This window comes from Streptomyces sp. NPDC056361, from assembly GCF_042262805.1.
Taxonomy (GTDB): Bacteria; Actinomycetota; Actinomycetes; order Streptomycetales; family Streptomycetaceae; genus Streptomyces.
In genome coordinates, this window is record NZ_JBHJQI010000085.1 from 1 (window position 1) to 18,334 (window position 18,334).

20 protein-coding genes are annotated in these 18,334 nt (G+C 71.6%); 8 read left to right on the forward strand and 12 right to left on the reverse strand.

Annotation, left to right across the window (positions count from 1 at the left end; genetic code table 11):
• Positions 1 to 44 precede the first annotated feature (44 nt).
• From ACFCY7_RS25285 to ACFCY7_RS25300, 4 genes are all read right to left on the reverse strand, one after another.
• Positions 45 to 1,007: an electron transfer flavoprotein subunit alpha/FixB family protein gene (locus ACFCY7_RS25285; protein WP_376488329.1), complete on the reverse strand. Its 963-nt coding sequence runs from the start codon at positions 1,005 to 1,007 to the stop codon at positions 45 to 47.
• A gap of 54 nt (positions 1,008 to 1,061) precedes the next feature.
• Positions 1,062 to 1,847, reverse strand: a complete 786-nt coding sequence (locus ACFCY7_RS25290; RefSeq protein WP_367821887.1) for an electron transfer flavoprotein subunit beta — start codon at positions 1,845 to 1,847, stop codon at positions 1,062 to 1,064.
• Between the two features lie 197 nt (positions 1,848 to 2,044).
• Positions 2,045 to 2,569 carry a flavin reductase family protein gene (locus ACFCY7_RS25295; RefSeq protein WP_376488330.1) on the reverse strand — a complete coding sequence of 175 codons (525 nt, stop codon included), beginning with the start codon at positions 2,567 to 2,569 and terminating at the stop codon, positions 2,045 to 2,047.
• A 330-nt stretch (positions 2,570 to 2,899) separates the two neighbouring features.
• Positions 2,900 to 3,211 carry a TlpA family protein disulfide reductase gene (locus tag ACFCY7_RS25300; RefSeq protein ID WP_367821883.1) on the reverse strand — a complete coding sequence of 104 codons (312 nt, stop codon included), beginning with the start codon at positions 3,209 to 3,211 and terminating at the stop codon, positions 2,900 to 2,902.
• A gap of 221 nt (positions 3,212 to 3,432) precedes the next feature.
• Here ACFCY7_RS25300 and ACFCY7_RS25305 point away from each other — a divergent pair, with 221 nt between their 5' ends.
• The gene (locus tag ACFCY7_RS25305) at positions 3,433 to 4,158 is read left to right on the forward strand and encodes a lysophospholipid acyltransferase family protein (RefSeq protein WP_376488331.1); all 726 of its coding nucleotides are present in this window, start codon (positions 3,433 to 3,435) and stop codon (positions 4,156 to 4,158) included.
• Between the two features lie 92 nt (positions 4,159 to 4,250).
• Here the strand turns inward: ACFCY7_RS25305 and ACFCY7_RS25310 are convergent, their stop codons facing one another.
• From ACFCY7_RS25310 to ACFCY7_RS25330, 5 genes are all read right to left on the reverse strand, one after another.
• Positions 4,251 to 4,850 (reverse strand): transglutaminase family protein, encoded by a 600-nt coding sequence (locus tag ACFCY7_RS25310; protein ID WP_376488332.1) that lies wholly within the window; start codon positions 4,848 to 4,850, stop codon positions 4,251 to 4,253.
• A 77-nt stretch (positions 4,851 to 4,927) separates the two neighbouring features.
• Positions 4,928 to 6,007 carry a threonine aldolase family protein gene (locus tag ACFCY7_RS25315; protein WP_376488333.1) on the reverse strand — a complete coding sequence of 360 codons (1,080 nt, stop codon included), beginning with the start codon at positions 6,005 to 6,007 and terminating at the stop codon, positions 4,928 to 4,930.
• Entirely contained in the window at positions 6,004 to 6,765 is a 762-nt protein-coding gene (locus ACFCY7_RS25320) for an SDR family NAD(P)-dependent oxidoreductase (RefSeq protein WP_376488334.1), read from the reverse strand. The genes ACFCY7_RS25315 and ACFCY7_RS25320 overlap by 4 nt, the downstream gene beginning before the upstream one ends.
• Positions 6,766 to 6,800: 35 nt before the next feature.
• Positions 6,801 to 8,207, reverse strand: a complete 1,407-nt coding sequence (locus ACFCY7_RS25325) for a DUF6421 family protein (protein ID WP_376488335.1) — start codon at positions 8,205 to 8,207, stop codon at positions 6,801 to 6,803.
• Between the two features lie 157 nt (positions 8,208 to 8,364).
• On the reverse strand, positions 8,365 to 8,916 hold the full coding sequence (locus ACFCY7_RS25330; RefSeq protein ID WP_376488336.1) for a GNAT family N-acetyltransferase: 552 nt from the start codon (positions 8,914 to 8,916) through the stop codon (positions 8,365 to 8,367).
• A 222-nt stretch (positions 8,917 to 9,138) separates the two neighbouring features.
• Here ACFCY7_RS25330 and ACFCY7_RS25335 point away from each other — a divergent pair, with 222 nt between their 5' ends.
• The 4 genes from ACFCY7_RS25335 to ACFCY7_RS25350 all read left to right on the forward strand — a co-directional run bounded on the left by ACFCY7_RS25335 (position 9,139) and on the right by ACFCY7_RS25350 (position 12,360).
• Entirely contained in the window at positions 9,139 to 9,708 is a 570-nt protein-coding gene (locus tag ACFCY7_RS25335; protein ID WP_376488337.1) for a DUF5134 domain-containing protein, read from the forward strand.
• 114 nt (positions 9,709 to 9,822) lie between these two features.
• Complete coding sequence (locus tag ACFCY7_RS25340; protein ID WP_376488338.1) at positions 9,823 to 10,758, forward strand: M56 family metallopeptidase; 936 nt, start codon at positions 9,823 to 9,825, stop codon at positions 10,756 to 10,758.
• Positions 10,759 to 10,869: 111 nt separating this feature from the next.
• Entirely contained in the window at positions 10,870 to 11,559 is a 690-nt protein-coding gene (locus ACFCY7_RS25345) for a phosphatase PAP2 family protein (protein WP_376488339.1), read from the forward strand.
• 129 nt (positions 11,560 to 11,688) lie between these two features.
• Complete coding sequence (locus tag ACFCY7_RS25350; RefSeq protein WP_376488340.1) at positions 11,689 to 12,360, forward strand: TetR/AcrR family transcriptional regulator; 672 nt, start codon at positions 11,689 to 11,691, stop codon at positions 12,358 to 12,360.
• Here ACFCY7_RS25350 and ACFCY7_RS25355 read toward each other — a convergent pair.
• Positions 12,339 to 13,874, reverse strand: a complete 1,536-nt coding sequence (locus ACFCY7_RS25355) for an LVIVD repeat-containing protein (RefSeq protein ID WP_376488341.1) — start codon at positions 13,872 to 13,874, stop codon at positions 12,339 to 12,341. The genes ACFCY7_RS25350 and ACFCY7_RS25355 overlap by 22 nt on opposite strands.
• Before the next feature lie 179 nt (positions 13,875 to 14,053).
• Between ACFCY7_RS25355 and ACFCY7_RS25360 the strand changes: the two genes are divergently transcribed.
• Complete coding sequence (locus ACFCY7_RS25360; RefSeq protein WP_376488342.1) at positions 14,054 to 14,698, forward strand: DUF305 domain-containing protein; 645 nt, start codon at positions 14,054 to 14,056, stop codon at positions 14,696 to 14,698.
• Between the two features lie 99 nt (positions 14,699 to 14,797).
• On the opposite strand, the gene ACFCY7_RS25365 is transcribed toward ACFCY7_RS25360, so the two are convergent.
• A complete protein-coding gene (locus ACFCY7_RS25365) occupies positions 14,798 to 15,175 on the reverse strand; it encodes an ArsR/SmtB family transcription factor (protein ID WP_376488343.1) in 378 nt (125 codons plus the stop codon).
• Positions 15,176 to 15,298: 123 nt separating this feature from the next.
• On the opposite strand from ACFCY7_RS25365, the gene ACFCY7_RS25370 reads away from it, so the two are divergent.
• Positions 15,299 to 16,381 (forward strand): NADH:flavin oxidoreductase/NADH oxidase, encoded by a 1,083-nt coding sequence (locus ACFCY7_RS25370; protein WP_376488344.1) that lies wholly within the window; start codon positions 15,299 to 15,301, stop codon positions 16,379 to 16,381.
• A 121-nt stretch (positions 16,382 to 16,502) separates the two neighbouring features.
• On the forward strand, positions 16,503 to 17,585 hold the full coding sequence (locus tag ACFCY7_RS25375) for a WD40/YVTN/BNR-like repeat-containing protein (protein WP_376488345.1): 1,083 nt from the start codon (positions 16,503 to 16,505) through the stop codon (positions 17,583 to 17,585).
• A 25-nt stretch (positions 17,586 to 17,610) separates the two neighbouring features.
• Here ACFCY7_RS25375 and ACFCY7_RS25380 read toward each other — a convergent pair whose 3' ends face one another.
• On the reverse strand, positions 17,611 to 18,288 hold the full coding sequence (locus ACFCY7_RS25380; protein WP_376488346.1) for a uracil-DNA glycosylase: 678 nt from the start codon (positions 18,286 to 18,288) through the stop codon (positions 17,611 to 17,613).
• Between the last annotated feature and the right edge of the window lie 46 nt (positions 18,289 to 18,334).

Below are 18,334 nucleotides of genomic sequence, written 5' to 3' on the forward strand. Positions count from 1 at the left end.
GCGACAGATCGCCGTGCGGCCCCCGGGCCGAACAGAACCGCAGGTCAGCCCTTGCGGGTCTTGACCTCTTCGGTCAGCTGCGGGACGACGTCGAAGAGGTCGCCCACCACGCCGTAGTCGACGAGGTCGAAGATCGGCGCCTCGGCGTCCTTGTTGATCGCGACGATCGTCTTCGAGGTCTGCATGCCCGCGCGGTGCTGGATCGCGCCGGAGATGCCGGAGGCGATGTACAGCTGCGGCGAGACCGACTTGCCGGTCTGGCCGACCTGGTTGGAGTGCGGGTACCAGCCGGCGTCGACCGCGGCGCGCGAGGCACCGACGGCGGCACCGAGCGAGTCGGCGAGCGCCTCGATGATCGCGAAGTTCTCGGCGCCGTTGACGCCGCGGCCGCCGGAGACCACGATCGCGGCCTCGGTCAGCTCCGGGCGGCCGGTCGACTCGCGCGGGGTGCGCGAGGTGACCTTGGTGCCGGTGGCCTTCTCCGAGAAGGAGACGGCCAGCGCCTCGACGGCGCCGGCGGCCGGGGCGGCCTCGACGGGGGCCGAGTTCGGCTTGACCGTGATGACCGGGGTGCCCTGGGAGACGCGGGACTTGGTGGTGAAGGAGGCGGCGAACGCGGACTGCGTCGCGACCGGGCCCTCGTCACCGGCCTCCAGGTCCACGGCGTCGGTGATGATGCCGGAGCCGATGCGGACCGCGAGGCGGGCCGCGATCTCCTTGTTCTCGGCGGAGGACGGGACGAGCACGGCGGCCGGGGAGACGGCCTCGTACGCGGCCTGCAGGGCCTCGACCTTCGGGACGACGAGGTAGTCGGCGAACTCGGCGGCCTCGGCCGTCAGGACGCGGGTGGCACCGTGCTCGCCGAGGACGGCGGCGGTGTCGGCGGCGCCGTTGCCGAGCGCGACGGCGACCGGCTCGCCGAGGCGGCGGGCGAGGGTCAGCAGCTCCAGGGTGGGCTTGCGGACGGCTCCGTCGACGTGGTCGACGTAGACGAGAATCTCAGCCATGGGACTTCAATCTCCTGCGAACGAAAGGGGCGGTCTGAGGGGCTCGCGCGAGCCTTAGATGAACTTCTGGCTCGCGAGGAACTCGGCCAGCTGCTTGCCGCCCTCGCCCTCGTCCTTGACGATCGTGCCCGCGGTGCGCGCCGGACGCTCGGCGGCGGAGTCGACCGCGGTCCACGCGCCGGCCAGGCCGACCTCGTCCGCGTCGATGTCCAGGTCGTCCAGCTCCAGGGACTCCACCGGCTTCTTCTTGGCGGCCATGATGCCCTTGAAGGACGGGTAGCGCGCCTCGCCCGACTGGTCGGTCACGGACACGACGGCCGGCAGCGACGCCTCCAGCTGCTCGGAGGCGGTGTCGCCGTCACGGCGGCCCTTCACGACGCCGTCCTCGATGGAGACCTCGGAGAGCAGCGTGACCTGCGGGACGCCCAGGCGCTCGGCGAGGATGGCCGGGAGGACACCCATGGTGCCGTCGGTGGAGGCCATGCCGGCGATGACGACGTCGTAGCCGGTCTTCTCGATCGCCTTGGCGAGCACGAGGGAGGTGCCCATGACGTCGGAGCCGTGCAGGTCGTCGTCCTCGACGTGGACGGCCTTGTCGGCACCCATGGACAGCGCCTTGCGGAGCGCGTCCTTGGCGTCCTCGGGGCCGACCGTGATCACGGTGACCTCGGCGTCGTCCGCCTCCTCGGCGATCTGCAGCGCCTGCTCGACCGCGTACTCGTCGAGCTCCGACAGCAGGCCGTCGACGTCGTCGCGGTCGACGGTCAGGTCATCGGCGAAGTGCCGGTCGCCGGTGGCGTCGGGCACGTACTTCACACAGACAACGATCCTCAAGCTCACGCCGGCTCTCCTACTGCATCGTGATAACTGGGCTGCCTTGTTGCTCGCAGCATAGGCGCCTGAAGGGCGGGTTTCCGGTCGGGACGCCGCACGCCCCGACCGGAATATTACTCGTCAGTACACCCAGTTCGTGACCAGTAAGCAAGCGCTCAGGCGTGTGATCTGCCCAACGCGCGGAGAGCGGCGCACGGGAACCCTCAGTCGCGCAGCGCGTTGAAGCGGCCGTGGTGGTACAGCAGCGGACGGCCCGCCCCGTCGGGGTCGCCGGCGACCGCCTGCGCGATCACGATCCGGTGGTCACCGGCCGGCACCCGGGCCACGACACGGCACACCAGCCAGGCGAGGACGCCGTCGAGCACCGGCACGCCCTCGGGGCCGAGGCTCCAGCGGGTGTCCCCGCCGAACCGGTCGGCTCCGCTGCGGGCGAAGGTGGACGCGAGCTCCTGCTGGTGCTCGCCGAGTATGTGGACGCCGATGAACTCGGCCTCGGAGACCACGGGCCAGCTGGAGGAGGAGGTACCCACGCCGAAGGAGACCAGCGGGGGGTCGGCGGCGACCGAGTTGAGCGAGGTCGCGGTGAAGCCGACGGGGCGCTCGCCGTGCGCGGTGATCACCGCCACACCGGCGGCGTGCCTGCGGAAGACGGAGCGGAGCAGATCGGAAGAGGCCTGCCGGGGTGCGCCGATCGTGGGAACGGCACGGAGCTCGGGCGAAACCGTCATGGAATTGTCCTTCTGCGAGGGCGGCATGAGGGGAGTCCTGGGGTGGTCAGACACCCGGACAGCGCGCACTCGCGGTGCGGGCCAGGTCCACATGGACGCGGCCGTAGAGAAGGAGTTCTATGGGCACCCCGTCAGGGTGACGATCGTTGCCGGGTGCAGTCAAGTGCGTACCGCAATATGGGAGAAGCATCACCGCGCCGGATGAGGCACGGGAACGCGCCCCGCGACGCGCGGCGCCACGCCCCGCGACGCGCGCCGAAGCGTCCCGTAGCGGCGTGTCGGCGCGTCCCGCCCGGCGTGTCAGTGCGTCCCCCGCGGTGTGTCGCGGCGTCAGACCGCTTGGCCCAGCGCGGCGATGACGTCCACTCGGCGGGGCTGGCCGGAGGCCCGCCGGACGACGCGGCCGGTCGCGTCGAGGACCAGCACGGTGGGGGTCCGGGCGATGTCCAGGGCGCGGACGAGGTCGAGCCGCTCCTCCGCGTCGATCTCCACGTGCCCCACGCCGGGCACCATCGCGGCGACCTCGGCGAGGGTGCGCCGGGTGGCCCGGCAGGGCTGGCAGAAGGCGGTGGAGAACTGGACGAGCGTGGCCCGCTCCCCCAGTTCGGCACCGAGCACGTCCGACCCCAGGATCTCGCCCATCGCTCTTCCCTTCCTTCCCCGTCTCCGGGTGCAGCGTCGCACGGGGGCGTTCGATTCCCGCCACGACCACCGCGAGTGACGAGAATCTCCCTGTACGAAGCCGCCTGGACTGGTCACGGGGCCCCACATGGGGCACGATCTGCCCAAAGCCGAAAACCTACGGCCGCGTAACTTCGCCGGGAGAACCCGCTCCGGGCACACGAAGAAGAGGTTCCTCTCCGATGGCAGAACTCGTCTATCGACCGGTCGTCGGCGCCGCGCTCACCCTGTTCAAGGCGCTCGACCTGAAGATCGACACCCAGGGTTCGGAGCACATCCCCCGGACGGGAGGCGCCGTGCTGGTGAGCAACCACATCAGCTACCTGGACTTCATCTTCACGGGCCTCGCGGCCCTGCCGCAGAAGCGCCTGGTCCGCTTCATGGCGAAGGACTCGGTCTTCCGGCACAAGGTCTCGGGCCCGCTCATGCGCGGCATGAAGCACATCCCCGTCGACCGCTCGCAGGGCGAGCACGCCTACCAGCACGCCCTGGAGTCCCTCCGGGCCGGCGAGATCGTCGGCGTCTTCCCCGAGGCGACCATCTCCCAGTCGTTCACGCTCAAGGGCTTCAAGACGGGCGCGGCGCGCCTCGCGCAGGAGGCGGGCGTACCGCTGATCCCGATGGCGCTGTGGGGCACCCAGCGGCTGTGGACGAAGGGCCAGCCGCGGAACTTCAAGCGCAGCCACATCCCGGTCACGATCCGGGTCGGCGAGCCCGTGGAGGCCCCCGCCGACCAGTACGCCGGCGCGATCACCCGGCGGCTGCGCGAGCGCGTCCAGGAGCTCCTGGAAGCCGCCCAGCGGGCCTACCCGGTGCGCTCCAAGGACGCGAGCGACACCTGGTGGATCCCCGCCCACCTCGGCGGGACGGCTCCGACGCCGGAGCAGGTCAAGGCCGCCGAGAAGTAGGAAGGCCCGCCTGGGGCCCTGGGGACCGATCTCCGTCGGGGCAGGACCCGATCCCGGTCGGGGCAGGCCTCGATCTCCGTCGGGGCCGAGGGTCAGAGTTCCGTCGGGAGCGTCCGCCAGAGGTGCGGGCGGTCCTCGGCGGCCTTCAGCACGCCCAGGACGGCCGGGTGCGGCTCGGGGTGGAGTTCCGGGTAGTCCACTTCGCCGTACTCCGGCCGTACGGTCCAGGCGAGCCGTTCCTCCCCCAGCGAGAACCGGGCGTCGACGCCCGGCTTGTTGCCCCGCGCGTCCTGGCGGGCCCAGGCCTCCTCGCCCGGCAGCAGGACGGCGACGAGGCCGTGGACGGCCGGCGCGGAGCCGTCGTCGTCGGCGAGCCGCTGGTAGCAGAAGGCCGCCGGGATGCCGCGGACCCGCAGGAGCGCGGCGTACGCGATCGACTTGGCGTAGCAGATCCCCGTGCGCTGCTCCAGGACGTCGGAGGCGCGCCAGGTGACGCGGAGATCCCCGGAGTCGGCGGAGTGCGGGATGGTGTCGCGTACGAACACGAAGGCGGCTTCGGCGTATGAGTATGCGTCGGGGTGGTCGACGGAGATCCGGTCCGCCACGCTCCGGACCAGCGGGTGCTCATGGTCGACGGCCTCGCTCACGGCAAGGTAGGCCCGGATGTCGGGGTCCTGCTGGATGAGTTCCATGCGGGTCGACCCTATGAAAACGGCCGGACGGAGTCAATGACTTTCCGTCCGGCCGTATATTCATACATCAACTCGGGTTACCGGGCCAACTCTTCCTTCAGGGCCTGGAGGAAGGCGTCGACGTCGTCCTCCGTGGTGTCGAAGGCGCACATCCAGCGGACGTCACCGGCCTTCTCGTCCCAGAAGTAGAAGCGGAAGCGTTCCTGCAGCCGCCTGGTCACCTCGTGCGGGAGGCGGGCGAAGACCGCGTTCGCCTGCACCGGGTAGAGGATCTCCACGCCGTCGACCTCGCGCACCCCGGCCGCGAGGCGCTGGGCCATCGCGTTGGCGTGGCGGGCGTTGCGCAGCCAGAGGTCCTTCGCGAGGAGCGCCTCCAGCTGCACCGACACGAAGCGCATCTTCGACGCCAGCTGCATGGACAGCTTGCGCAGGTGCTTCATGTGGCTGACCGCGTCGGGGTTGAGGACGACGACGGCCTCGCCGAAGAGCATGCCGTTCTTCGTACCGCCGTACGAGATCACGTCCACGCCCACGGCGTTGGTGAACGCGCGCATCGGCACGTCGAGCGACGCGGCCGCATTGGCTATCCGGGCGCCGTCGAGGTGCACCTTCATGCCCTTGGAGTGGGCGTGCTCGACGATCGCGCGGATCTCCTCGACCGTGTAGACGGTGCCCAGCTCGGTGTTCTGGGTGATCGAGACGACCTGCGGCATCGCACGGTGCTCGTCCTCCCAGCCCCAGGCCTGCCGGTCGATCAGCTCGGGGGTGAGCTTGCCGTCCGGAGTGGGCACGGTGAGCAGCTTGAGGCCGCCCATGCGCTCGGGCGCGCCGCCCTCGTCCACGTTGATGTGCGCGGACTCGGCGCAGATCACGGCGCCCCAGCGGTCGGTGAGCGCCTGGAGGGCGGTCACGTTGGCCCCGGTGCCGTTGAAGACCGGGAAGGCCTCGGCGGTGGGTCCGAAGTGGCTGTGCATGATCCGCTGGAGGTGCTCGGTGTACTGGTCCTCGCCGTAGGCGACCTGGTGGCCGTCGTTGGCGAGGGCGAGGGCGGCGAGCACTTCCGGGTGGGCGCCGGCGTAGTTGTCGCTGGCGAAGCCCCGGACCGACGGGTCGTGGTGCCGACGTGCGTCGGTCCTGGGGCCGAGTGCCGCTGTCACGGCTTGGGGGTCAGCCACAGACGCTGTCCATTCACTTCCTGGGCGGGCCTGTCCCACAGGCCGGCGATCTCGTCGGCCAGGTCCTTGACGTCGGTGAAGCCCGCGAACTTCGCGTTGGGGCGTTCGGCGCGCATGGCGTCGTGCACCAATGCCTTGATCACCAGGATCGCAGCAGCCGCCTGCGGGCCGTCGTCGCCCCCCAGCTTGCGGAACGAGTCCGCCATCGCGAGGGTCCAGGCCTCGGCGGCCGCCTTGCCGGCGTTGTACGCGGCGTTGTTGGCGAGCGGCTTGTGGGCGCCGACCTGGCTGATCAGCGCGTAGCGGCCGCGGCCGCCGGCGCGCAGCAGCCCGTCGTGGAAGGCCAGCGAGGTGTGCTGGACGGTGCGGATCAGGAGCTTCTCCAGGAAGTCCCAGTCCCCGAGGTCCGTCTCGGTGAAGGAGGCGCTGCCGCGCCAGCCGCCGACGAGGTGGACCAGGCCGTCGATCCGGCCGAACTCCTTCTCGGTCTTCGCCGCCCAGTCGCGGGTGGCGTCGAGGTCGAGGAGGTCGACGGTGTCGCCGATGACCTTGGCGCCGCCGTGGGCGTAGCGGGCGGCGTCCACGGCCTCGGCGAGACGCGCCGGGTCGGCGTCGGAGCCGACGACGGTCGCGCCCGCCTCGGCGAGGCGGATCAGCGTCGCGCGGCCCGCGGGGCCGGCCGCGCCGGCGACCGCGATGACGGCGCCGTCGAGCGGCCCGCCGTTTCCGTTGGCGTTCATGGGCGACGCCTCCTCCGTGTGCTCGGTGAGGTCGCTCACGCGGCGGCCCGCTCGGTGCTCGGGACGTCGGCGGCGGTGATCCCCTTGGTGTCGGCGATCACGCCCTTCAGCTTCTTGGAGAGGGCCTCAAAGAACATGCTGAGCGGAAACTCGTCCGGAAGCACGTCGTCGACCAGCTTGCGCGGCGGGAGGGAGAGGTCCAGGGCGTCGGGGCCCTTGGCCCACTTGGAGCCCGGGTGCGGGGCCAGGTAGGCGGAGACGAACTCGTACGCCTTGAACCAGTGGACCAGCTTCGGGCGGTCGATGCCCTCGCGGTACAGGGTCTCGATCTCGGAGCAGAGGCGGTTGGTGACCTCGGGCGCCCGCTCCCAGTCGATGGTGAGGATGTTGTCCGTCCAGCGCACCACGTCGTTCTTGTGGAGGTACGCGAAGAGGAGCTGGCCGCCGAGACCGTCGTAGTTGCGGTTGCGGTCGCCGGTGAGCGGGAAGCGGAACATGCGGTCGAAGAGGACCGCGTACTGCACGTCACGGCCGTGCGCGTTGCCCTCGGCCTCCAGCTTCACGGCCTCCTTGAAGGCGGTGAGGTCGCAGCGGAGCTCCTCGAGGCCGTACATCCAGAACGGCTGGCGCTGCTTGATCATGAAGGGGTCGAAGGGCAGGTCGCCGCGACTGTGGGCGCGGTCGTGGACCAGGTCCCAGAGGGCGAAGGCCTGCTGGCAGCGCTGCTGGTCGCCGAGCATGACGGCGATGTCCTCGGGCAGCTTGATGCCGAGGGTGTCGACGGCGGCCTCGGTGACCTTGCGGAAGCGCGCGGCCTCGCGGTCGCAGAAGATGCCGCCCCAGGTGAAGCGCTCGGGGACCTCGCGGACGGCGACGGTCTCCGGGAAGAGGACGGCCGAGTTGGTGTCGTACCCGGCGGTGAAGTCCTCGAAGGTGATGCCGCAGAAGCCCGGGTTGTCGTAGCGGGTGCTCTCCAGCTCGGAGAGCCACTCCGGCCAGACCATGCGCAGCACGACGGCCTCGAAGTTGCGGTCCGGGTTGCCGTTCTGCGTGTACATCGGGAAGAGCACGAGGTGCTGGAGCCCGTCGGCGCGTCCGGCGGCCGGGTGGAACTCCATGAGGGAGTCCAGGAAGTCCGGCACGGTGAAGCCGCTCTCGACCCACTTGCGCAGGTCGGAGACGAGCGCGCGGTGGTAGGCCGCGTCGTGCGGGACCAGCGGGGAGAGCTGCTCGACCGCGGCGACGAGGCGGTCGACGGTCAGCTCGACGAGGGAGCGGGCGGGCGCGCCCTCGGCTCCGAGGTCGATGGAACCGTCCGCGCTCTGCCAGACGCGGAACTCCTCCACTGCATTCTTGAGCTCGGTCCAGGCCGGGTGGTCGATCACCCGGGCGTCGGTGGCTATGCCCCCACCGGTCACGTCCTGCACAAGAATTTCCGTCATGCCTCTTCCTCCACAGGAGAACCTCGCGTTAAGACACCGTAACCGTCGATGGTTCTTCACCACAAGAGGAGGCAAGGGAAATTATCCTGTGCGACCCCCCTGGCGACCGAAGTTTTTCCTGTCACCAGGGGAGGAATCGACTCTTCCGCCGGACGGATCAGTTCAGCGGCTTCACCAGCAGCTCGAACTCCAGGTCGTCGCGCTGGGGCACTCCGAAGCGCTCGTCGCCGTACGGGAACGGGGTCGTCCGCCCCGTCCGCCGGTAGCCGCGGCGCTCGTACCAGGCGATGAGCTCCTCGCGTACGGAGATCACCGTCATGTGCATCTCGCGCACGTCCCACAGCTCGCGCACCCGGCGCTCGGCCTCCGCGATGATCTGCTTGCCGAGGCCGCCGCCCTGGAGCTCCGGGCGGACCGCGAACATGCCGAAGTAGGCGGCCTCGCCGCGGTGCTCCAGCTGGCAGCAGGCGATGACGACGCCGTCGCGCTCCACGACCACGAGCCGGCTGCCGGGGGTGGTGATGACGGCGGCGACGCCCTCGGGGTCGGTGCGCTGCCCCTGGAGGATGTCCGCCTCCGTGGTCCACCCGCCGCGGCTCGCGTCGCCCCGGTAGGCCGACTCGACGAGCGGCACGAGCACGGGGACGTCGTCGAGCACCGCCTCCCGATAGCTGATCCGACCGGTCTGCTGGGACGTGACGGTGTCCATACGAGCGGGGTTCCCTTCGGGCGCGCTGACGATGCGGACGCCGACGATCGGCGTGCGCGTCGGGCGTCGTGCGTGCGCGATCGAAGAGCGATCGCCCCGAGCCTAACGCGCGCGCCTCCCACTCCCCCCTCGTACATCCGTGCGCGCCCGTGCGCCCGCGTGTGGGGCGCGGGAGGCGGGCATGCCTTCCCGGACGGGACGGCATCGAGGGGGAGGTGTGCCGTGTACGGACCGGCTCTGTCCGGGTGGCTGCTGGTCGCGCTCTGCGCGGCGACCGGCCTGTCCTGCCTGCTGAGGATGCGCGCGTCGGGCGGGGCGGAGCGGCGGGCCGCCGGCGGCGAGGCGGTCATGGGCTTCGGGATGGCGGTCATGGCCCTGCCCGCCGCCGTCCTCACACCGCCCGGCTGGAGCTGGACGGTGTACGCGGCGGTGTTCGGCGGGGCGACCCTGCACGCCCTCACGGCCATCCGGCACGGCGGCCACCACCTGCACCATCTGATCGGCTCGCTCGCCATGCTCTACATGGCGGTGGCGATGGCGGCCCCGGGCTCCTCGGGGGCGCACGCGGGGCACACGGCGGCCGTGACGGGCCCGGCCGGCGGCATACCCGTCCTCACGGGCGCCCTGCTCCTCTATTACGTCGCCTACGTGCTGCGCGCCGGGACGCGGCTCGTCCCGGTGGCGACGGCCGCCCGAGGCCCCGGTCCGGCCTGGGCGACCCGACCGGAACTGGCGCTCGCGTGCCGGCTGGCGATGGCCCTCGGCATGCTGGCCATGCTCGTGACGCTGTGAAGCCCCGGTGAGCGGCCCACCCGGCCGTACGCCGTACGCAACGAAACCGTGGCGTACGTCACTTGGCCTCCGCGCCCATACCCCCGACCCGTACCGCACTCATAGGCTGACTCCATGTGGGTCTCCCTCGCGCTGCTCCTGCTCGGCCTCCTGACCGCCCTCGCCGCCCCGCGGCTGCTGTCGCGGGCCGACTGGGTGGAGCGAGAACCCGTGGTGGCCCTGTGGGTGTGGCAGTGCGTGGTCGCCGGGGTGCTCCTCAGCTTCGCGCTCTCCATGACGCTCAGCGCCTCGACCGCCTGGCAGGCCGTACGGGGACAACTCTTCGCGCCCGCGCCCCGCGCGGTGGTCGACGCGTACGAACTCGGCACGAACGGGCCCTGGTCCGCCGTGCTCGCGGTCGTCCTGGCGGCGGGCGGGCTGTGGTCCGGGGCGATGCTGGGGCGGGAGATCGGCGCTGCCCGCGCCCGGCGCAGGCAGCACCGCCGCGATCTCCTCGTCCGCTCGCCCCTGTTGCCCGGGGAGCGGCCGGGCAGCGAGCGGCTCGTCGTCCTGGAGGGCGAGCGGGCGGACGCCTGGTGGATGGCGGGTCCCACGCCCCGGCTGGTCATCACCACCGCGGCGCTGCGGCGGTTGAAGGGCCGGCAGCTCGACGCGGTCCTCGCCCACGAGCAGGGGCACGCCCGGGCCCGGCACGACTGGCTGCTGAACTGCTCGGCGGCGCTGGCCGGCGGGTTCCCCGGGGTGCCGGTCTTCACCGCGTTCCGCGAGGAGATGCACCGTCTGGTGGAGCTGGCCGCCGACGACGTCGCCTCGCGCCGGTTCGGCCGCCTGACGATCGCCCTCGCCCTCGTCGAACTCAACGAGGACCGCGGGGTGTTCGGCCCCGGACCCGGCCCCGAGGCGGATCTCCCGCAGCGGGTGAACCGGCTCCTGACCGCCGCGCCCCGGCTCACGGCCGGCCGCCGGCTGCGGCTGACGGCCGCCGCCTCGCTCGTGCCCGTCGTCCCGGTGCTCGTCGCCTTCGTCCCGGCACTCAGCGCGCTCGGCTAGCCGGCGGACGGCTCGACGACCGTTTCCGCGGCACCGGCCTCCCGACGGACGGCGGCGCGCGGGGAGCGCACGGACGGTCACACGGGAGGGTTCGTCGGGCAGGATCGGCGCATGCGCACCTCCGCCGCGGTCTCCGGGGTCCTGGCCGTCCTCCTCCTCGTGCTCGTCGCCGTCGGCTGGTCTCCGCTGCTGGCCTTCGACCGCTCGATCGCCGAGGCACTCCACCGCAGCGCCCTGGCCCACCCAGGGTTCACCCAGCTCAACCGGGTGCTGAGCGACTGGCCGTGGGACCCGTGGACGATGCGCGCCCTGGCCGCCGCCACCGCGGCGCTGCTCTGGTGGCGGCGGGAGCGGCGGGCGGCGCTGTGGGTGGCCGCGACGACGCTGCTGGCCGCCGGTCTCCAGCAGGCGCTCAAGTCGCTGGTGGGCAGGGACCGTCCGCAGTGGCCGGACCCGGTCGACTCGGCCCGGTTCGCGGCGTTCCCGTCCGGCCACGCGATGACGGCGACGGTGACCTGCGGGCTGCTGCTCTGGGTGCTCGCGGTGCGCTGGCCGGAGGACCGGCGCGGCTGGGGCACGCTCGCGGGCGCGGCGGCGTTCTCGGTGCTCGGGGTGGGGTGGACGCGGGTCTACCTGGGCGTGCACTGGCCCTCGGACGTCCTCGGGGGGTGGCTCATCGGCTGGTGCTGCGTGTGCGTGGCGGTGCTCACGTACCGGTGGAGCGAGCGGCGGCCTCGACGGCCCGTGCCCGGGACGTCCGGCGGGGACGCACCGGGGAGCAGAACGGGAGAGAAGCGATGAAGCCGCCTGTTCTGGACGATCCCCCGTGTCGCCCAGAACAGACGGCAGCCCGGACGGCCCGCCACACGGGCATGCCGACCGGATGCGCCGAGTATATTGGCTGGCAGCCAGTCAACGCAGGAGCCCAGCATGTCCCCGCGTAGCCCATCGGTCAATGAAGAGCTCCGACGCAGGTCGCGCGAGCGCATTCTGCAGGCCACCGTGGACCTGGTCGACACGAAAGGCTACGAGTCGACCACGCTCGGCGACATAGCGGAGCGGGCCGGCACGGCACGCGGGTTGATCTCGTACTACTTCCCCGGCAAGCGCGAGCTCCTCCAGTCGGCGGTGCACCGGCTGATGCACCGCACCCTGGAGGCGGGGCTGGAGCGCGAGCCGCGCACGGAGGACGGGCGGGAGCGGCTGGCCCGCGCGATCGACGCGATCCTGGGGCTCACGACGTCGCACCCGACGCTCATGCGCACGCACATGGCGGGCATCCTCCAGGCCGAGGGCTTCGTGCAGTGCCAGGAGCAGCAGCGTCTCGCCTTCCTCCTGCGGGACACGGTCACGCGGTACGGCTCGCCGGACGTGGACACGGACTACCCGTTGCTGCGCGCCCTGTTGATGGGCACGGTGGTGGCGGTGCTGCTGCCGGGGGCCCCGATGCCCCTCGCGCGACTGCGCGCGGAGCTGTTCCACCGCTACGGCCTCGACTGGGACATGGGGGTGCCGCCGGACGGAGGTCCGCCCGGCGGCACGCAGACGCCCGGCTCCTCAGCCGGCCGTCACGATCCGCTTCAGTCGTCGAAGTCGAAGTAGTCCGGCTGCGTCTGGACGTTGAGCTCGTCCATCCGGATCCGCCGCGCGGGGTCGGTGCGGGGGTCGGAGAGCTTCAGGACGTCGAAGCCCTTGGCGATGTCGTTCGAGTAGATGTACCCGTTGTAGTAGTACGCGGACCACGAGCCGCCGGTGGCGATCGTGGTCGCGGAGACCGGGCCGCGCTCGAAGTAGGCGATCTCCTTCGGCTTGGCCGAGTCGGTGAAGTCCCAGACGGAGACGCCGCCCTGGTACCAGGCCTGGACCATGAGGTCCTTGCCCTTGACCGGGATCAGCGAGCCGTTGTGGGCGACGCAGTTCTCGGTGTCGGCCTGGTGGCGCGGGATCTTGAAGTAGCTGCGGAAGACGAGCTTGCGGTTCTTGCCCTTGCCGGTGATGTCGTAGATGCCGTCGGCGCCGCGGTTCGGGCCGACCACGGCGTTGCAGGTGGCCGCGCCGCCGCCGCCGAGCTCGTCGGTGAAGACCACCTTGTCGGCCTTCTGGTTGAAGGTCGCCGAGTGCCAGAACGCGAAGTTCACGTTGTCCTGGACGCGGTCGATCACGCGCGGGTGCTCGGGGTCCTCGATGTCGAAGAGGATGCCGTCACCCATGCACGCGCCGGCCGCGAGGTCCTTCTCGGGGAGCACGGTGATGTCGTGGCAGCCGGTGGTCTTGGAGACGCCCGGGTTGGTGGGGCCGCCCGGGTTGCCGCCGCCGTCCGGTCCCTCGCCCGGGAAGAGGACGGGGAAGTTGACGACGGCCGCCTGCTCGGGCGCCTTGCGGGGCACCTTGATGACCGAGATGCCGTCGTGCGGGGGCCGGCAGTCCGGGAAGGCGGCGTTGGGCGAGTACGAGGAGACGTAGACGTAGACGTCCTTGCGCTTCGGCACCAGCGTGTGGGTGTGCGAACCGCAGTTGGTCTCGACGGCGGCGACGTACTTCGGGTTGGCGATGTCGCTGATGTCGAAGATCTTCATGCCCTCCCAGGATTCCTTGACCGAGGCGGGCTGCGTGGTGCTGGCGCAGGAGTTGTCGCTGCGGGAGGAGTCCGTGGACAGGAAGAGCAGGTTCCCGGAGACCGAGATGTCGTTCTGGGAGCCCGGGCACAGGACCTGGGCGACGGTCTTCGGTTCCTTGGGGTTGCTGATGTCGAAGATCCGGAAGCCGTCGTAGTTGCCGGCGAACGCGTACTTGCCCTGGAAGGCGAGGTCCGAGTTGATGCCCTTGAGGGCGTCCTTGGGGATGTTGGCGAGGTGCTCGACGTTCCGGCTGTGGACGATCTCGTCCACGCCGGGTATCTCTCCGCTCTGGATGGCGGCGCGCGCGTCGGCCGCCTGTTCCGAGGAGACCGTGCCCTGGACCGGCGCGTCTCCGGGGTCGGGTGTGGCGGCCGCGGGGCCGACCGCCAGCAGTGTGGCCAGGAGTCCGGCCGCGGCGGATGCCACACCCAGGCGTCTGGTCCGTGCACGAGGGTTGCGCGTGTCTGGCGCGGTACGCGGAGTACGCAACGAAGTCACTCTGTCCTCCCTTGTAGCCGTTCGGCATTGAACAGGTGCTGGACCCCGGCAGTATCCGCCTTGCCGTGCACATATCAACAGATGGCAACACAGACGTAATGAAGGTTTCTGATCGGTCATCCCGAGAAAAGTGCTAGGAACGGTCCAACTGCCCGCAAGAACAGCTGGAGGTCGTGTTGTTGATCCGCCGTCAGCGTGTCGTCGCCGCCGTGGCCCTTTCCGCCGCCGTACTCGCCCTGGCCGCCTGCGAGTCGGGGTCCGACTCGGCCGCGCCACAGGTCAAGGGCTCCTCGGGCACCTCGGTGGTGGCGCCGGGCAAGCCCGGCGAACCGGCCCGGCGGATATCCCCCGAGGAGGCCGCCCGGCTGCTGCCCGACGACAGCCCCAACAGCGCGGACTTCCGCTACGCGCAGATGATGATCGCCCACCACCGGCAGGCGCTGACGATGACGGCCCTCGCCCCGCAGCGGGCGGGTTCCCCCCAGGTCAAGAAGGTGGCGGAGCGGATCGCGGCGGCCCAGCAGCCGGAGATCGGCGCGATGGAAGGGTGGCTGAAAAACAACGGTGGGCCGCGCCCGCAGAGCGGCCACGACCATCACTCGATGCCGGGCATGGCGACCGAGGTCCAACTGGCGGAGCTGCGGAGCGCGAAGGGCAAGGCCTTCGACGACCTGTTCCTGAAGCTCATGATCACGCACCACGAGGGCGCCGTGACGATGGCGGCCGAGGTCCTGAGCGACGGCAACAACGTCCTCGTGGAGGAGATGGCCAACGACGTGATCGCCCAGCAGACCTCGGAGATCAACCGGATGCGGTCGCTGTAGGGACCGCCGGGACGGAGCGCGGGCCCGGCGGGAAGGCCGCCGGGGAAGGGTGCGGCCCGGCCACGGGCGGGACCGCCCGGACGGGGTGCGGCGCGGACGTCACGCCGCCCCGCCCGCACCCCCGTACCCACCCTCGTCGTCGCGCCCGGCCTGGGCGCCGGCCGCCGCGAGGACGGCGTCCAGGAGGCCGGGGAAGAGGGCGTCCAGATCGTCGGCGCGCAGGGCGTTGAGCTTGGCCGTGCCGCGGTACACCTGCCGGATCACGCCACTCTCGCGCAGCACCCGGAAGTGGTGCGTGGTCGTCGACTTGGTGACCGGGAGGTCGAAGTACGAGCAGCTCAACTCGGCGCCCTCGCGCGCCATGTCCCGCACGATCCGCAGGCGCACCGGGTCCGCGAGCGCGTGCAGCACCACTTCGAGGCGGATCTGGTCGCGCGCGGGGTGCTCGAGGGCGCGGGGGCTGGTCGTGGTCGTCACGGCGGCGGCTCCACTTCATCCGGGATGACGCCCATTGTACGAGACCTCTCGTAGTTTGACAGGTGCCGTACTACGATGCGTATCGTACGAGCATCTTCGAGGCACCCAGAAACGGAGTCCGCCATGAGCGTCGCCCTGTTCCAGCCCTACACCCTGCGTTCGCTGACCGTGCCCAACCGCGCCTGGATGGCGCCGATGTGCCAGTACTCCGCGGAGATGACCGGGCCGAACGCGGGCGTCGCCGGCGACTGGCACTTCGCCCACTACGCCGCCCGCGCCACCGGCGGCGCGGGACTGATCCTCGTCGAGGCGACCGCCGTCGCCCCCGAGGGCCGGATCAGCCCCGCGGACCTCGGCCTCTGGAACGACGCCCAGACCGAGGGCCTCCGGCGGATCGCCGGATTCGTCAAGGAGCACGGCACCGTGCCCGGCATCCAGATCGGGCACGCCGGGCGGAAGGCCTCGACCAACCGCCCCTGGGAGGGCCGCGGCCCCGTGGCGCCGGGCGGACCCGGCTGGCAGCCCGTCGCCCCCAGCCCGGTCGAGTTCGCCGAGGGCTACCCGGTGCCGACCGAGCTCACCGTCGAGCGGATCAGGGAGATCACCGGCCAGTTCGCGGACGCGGCCCGCCGGGCCCTCGACGCGGGCTTCGAGGTCGTCGAGGTGCACGGCGCCCACGGCTACCTCATCGGCGAGTTCCTCTCCCCGCACAGCAACCACCGCACGGACGCCTACGGCGGCTCCTTCGAGAACCGCACCCGGCTCGCCCTGGAGGTCGTCGACGCCGTGCGGGCCGTGTGGCCCGAGGAACTGCCCGTCTTCTTCCGCATCTCCGCCACCGACTGGCTCGAGGAGCAGGGCTGGACGATCGACGAGACCGTGCGCTTCGCCGCCCTCCTGCGCGAGCACGGCGTCGATCTCCTCGACGTGTCCAGCGGCGGCAACGGCGGACCGGCCGACATCCCCGTCGGCCCCGGCTACCAGGTGCCCTTCGCCGCCCGCGTCAAGGCGGAGACCGGGCTTCCGGTGGCCGCCGTCGGTCTGATCACCGAGAGCGGGCAGGCGGAGAAGATCCTCGCCAACGGCGAGGCCGACGCGGTCCTCCTCGGCCGCGAACTGCTGCGCGACGCCTCCTGGCCCCGCCGCGCCGCCCGCGAACTCGGCGCCGAGACCCACGCCCCGGCCCCGTACGCCTGGGCGATCTGACCGCCCCGGCACCGCGCCCCGCCCCGGGCACCCCGGCGCCGGGTGTGTCCGGAGGGCGTTGTCAGTGGGCGGGTGCAGACTGGCCACTGTCCGAGACAACGGCGTCCTGGAGGCGGCAGCCATGCCCGACGTACTCCTCACCGTAGGCACCCGCAAGGGCCTCTTCATCGGCCGCAGGCACGACGGCCGATGGGAGTTCGACGATCCCGAGTTCCCCGCCCAGGCCGTCTACTCGGTCGCCATCGACACCCGGCGGCCGACCCCGCGCCTGCTCGTGGGCGGGGACAGCGCCCACTGGGGCCCCTCCGTCTTCCACTCCGACGACCTCGGCAAGAGCTGGACCGAACCGGCCCGTCCCGCCGTGAAGTTCCCCGAGGACACCGGGGCCTCACTGGAGCGGGTCTGGCAGCTCCACCCGGCACCGGACCACTCCCCCGGCGTCGTGTACGCGGGGACCGAGCCGGCCGCGCTCTTCCGATCGGGCGACGGCGGGGAGTCGTTCGAGCTCGTCCGCCCCCTCTGGGAGCACCCGACCCGCTCGAAGTGGGTGCCGGGCGGTGGCGGCGAGGCCGTGCACACCGTCGTCACCGACCCGCGCGACCCGGAAGCGCTGACCGTCGCCGTGTCCACCGCGGGCGTCTTCCGCTCCCGCGACGGCGGCGCCGCCTGGGCGCCCTCCAACCAGGGGGTGTCCGCCGTCTTCCTGCCCGACCCGAACCCGGAGTTCGGGCAGTGCGTCCACAAGATCGCCCAGGACGCCGGCGACAAGGACCGGCTCTACCTCCAGAACCACTGGGGCGTCTTCCGCAGCGACGACGCGGGCGCGCACTGGACCGACATCGGCTCGGGCCTGCCCTCCGACTTCGGCTTCGCGGTCGCCGCCCACCCCCACCGCCCCGACACGGCCTACGTCTTCCCCATCACGGCCGACTCCGACCGCGTCCCCGCCGGCCGCCGCTGCCGCGTCTACCGCACCACCGACGCCGGATCCACCTGGGAACCGCTGACCCGGGGCCTGCCCGAGGGCGACCACTACGGAACGGTCCTGCGCGACGCCCTCTGCACGGACGACGCGGACCCCGCGGGCGTCTACTTCGGCAACCGGAACGGCGAGGTCTACGCCAGCGCCGACGACGGGGACACCTGGCAGCTCCTCGCCGAGCACCTCCCCGACGTCCTCTGCGTACGGGCGTCGGTCGTCTGAGACACCCCACCCCACCCGTTCGGGATCAGGGCAGGCGCCAGTCCACGGGCTGCGCGCCCTGCTTGAGGAGCAGGTCGTTCGCGCGGCTGAACGGCCGCGAGCCGAAGAAACCGCGGTCCGCCGACATCGGCGACGGGTGCACCGACTCGACGGCCGGCAGGTCGCCCAGGAGCGGGCGGGCCCGCCGGGCGTCGCTGCCCCAGAGGATGGACACCAGCGGCTTCCCACGGGCGGCGAGGGCACGGATCGCCTGCTCCGTGACCTCCTCCCACCCCTCGCCCCGGTGCGCGGCGGGCTTGCGCGGTGCCGTGGTCAGCGCCCTGTTGAGCAGCAGCACGCCCTGGCGCGCCCACGGCGTCAGGTCGCCGTTCGACGGCCGGGGCAACCCCAGGTCCCCGTGCAGCTCCCGGAAGATGTTCTCCAGGCTCCCGGGAAGCGACCGCACCTCGGGCGCGACCGAGAAGCTCAGCCCCATCGCCATCCCCGGCGTCGGATAAGGGTCCTGACCCACGATCAGCACCCGCACCTCGTCGAAAGGCTGCTGGAACGCCCGCAGCACGTTCGCCCCGGACGGCAGGTACGTCCGACCCGCGGCGATCTCCGCCCGCAGGAAGTCGCCCATCTCCGCCACCCGCCCCGCGACGGGGCGCAGGGCCTCCGCCCAGCCGGGCTCCACCAGTTCGTTCAACGGTCGCGCTGTCACGGTCCGTCACTCTACCGGCCTACAGTGACAGCGCAGCTTCTCCTTC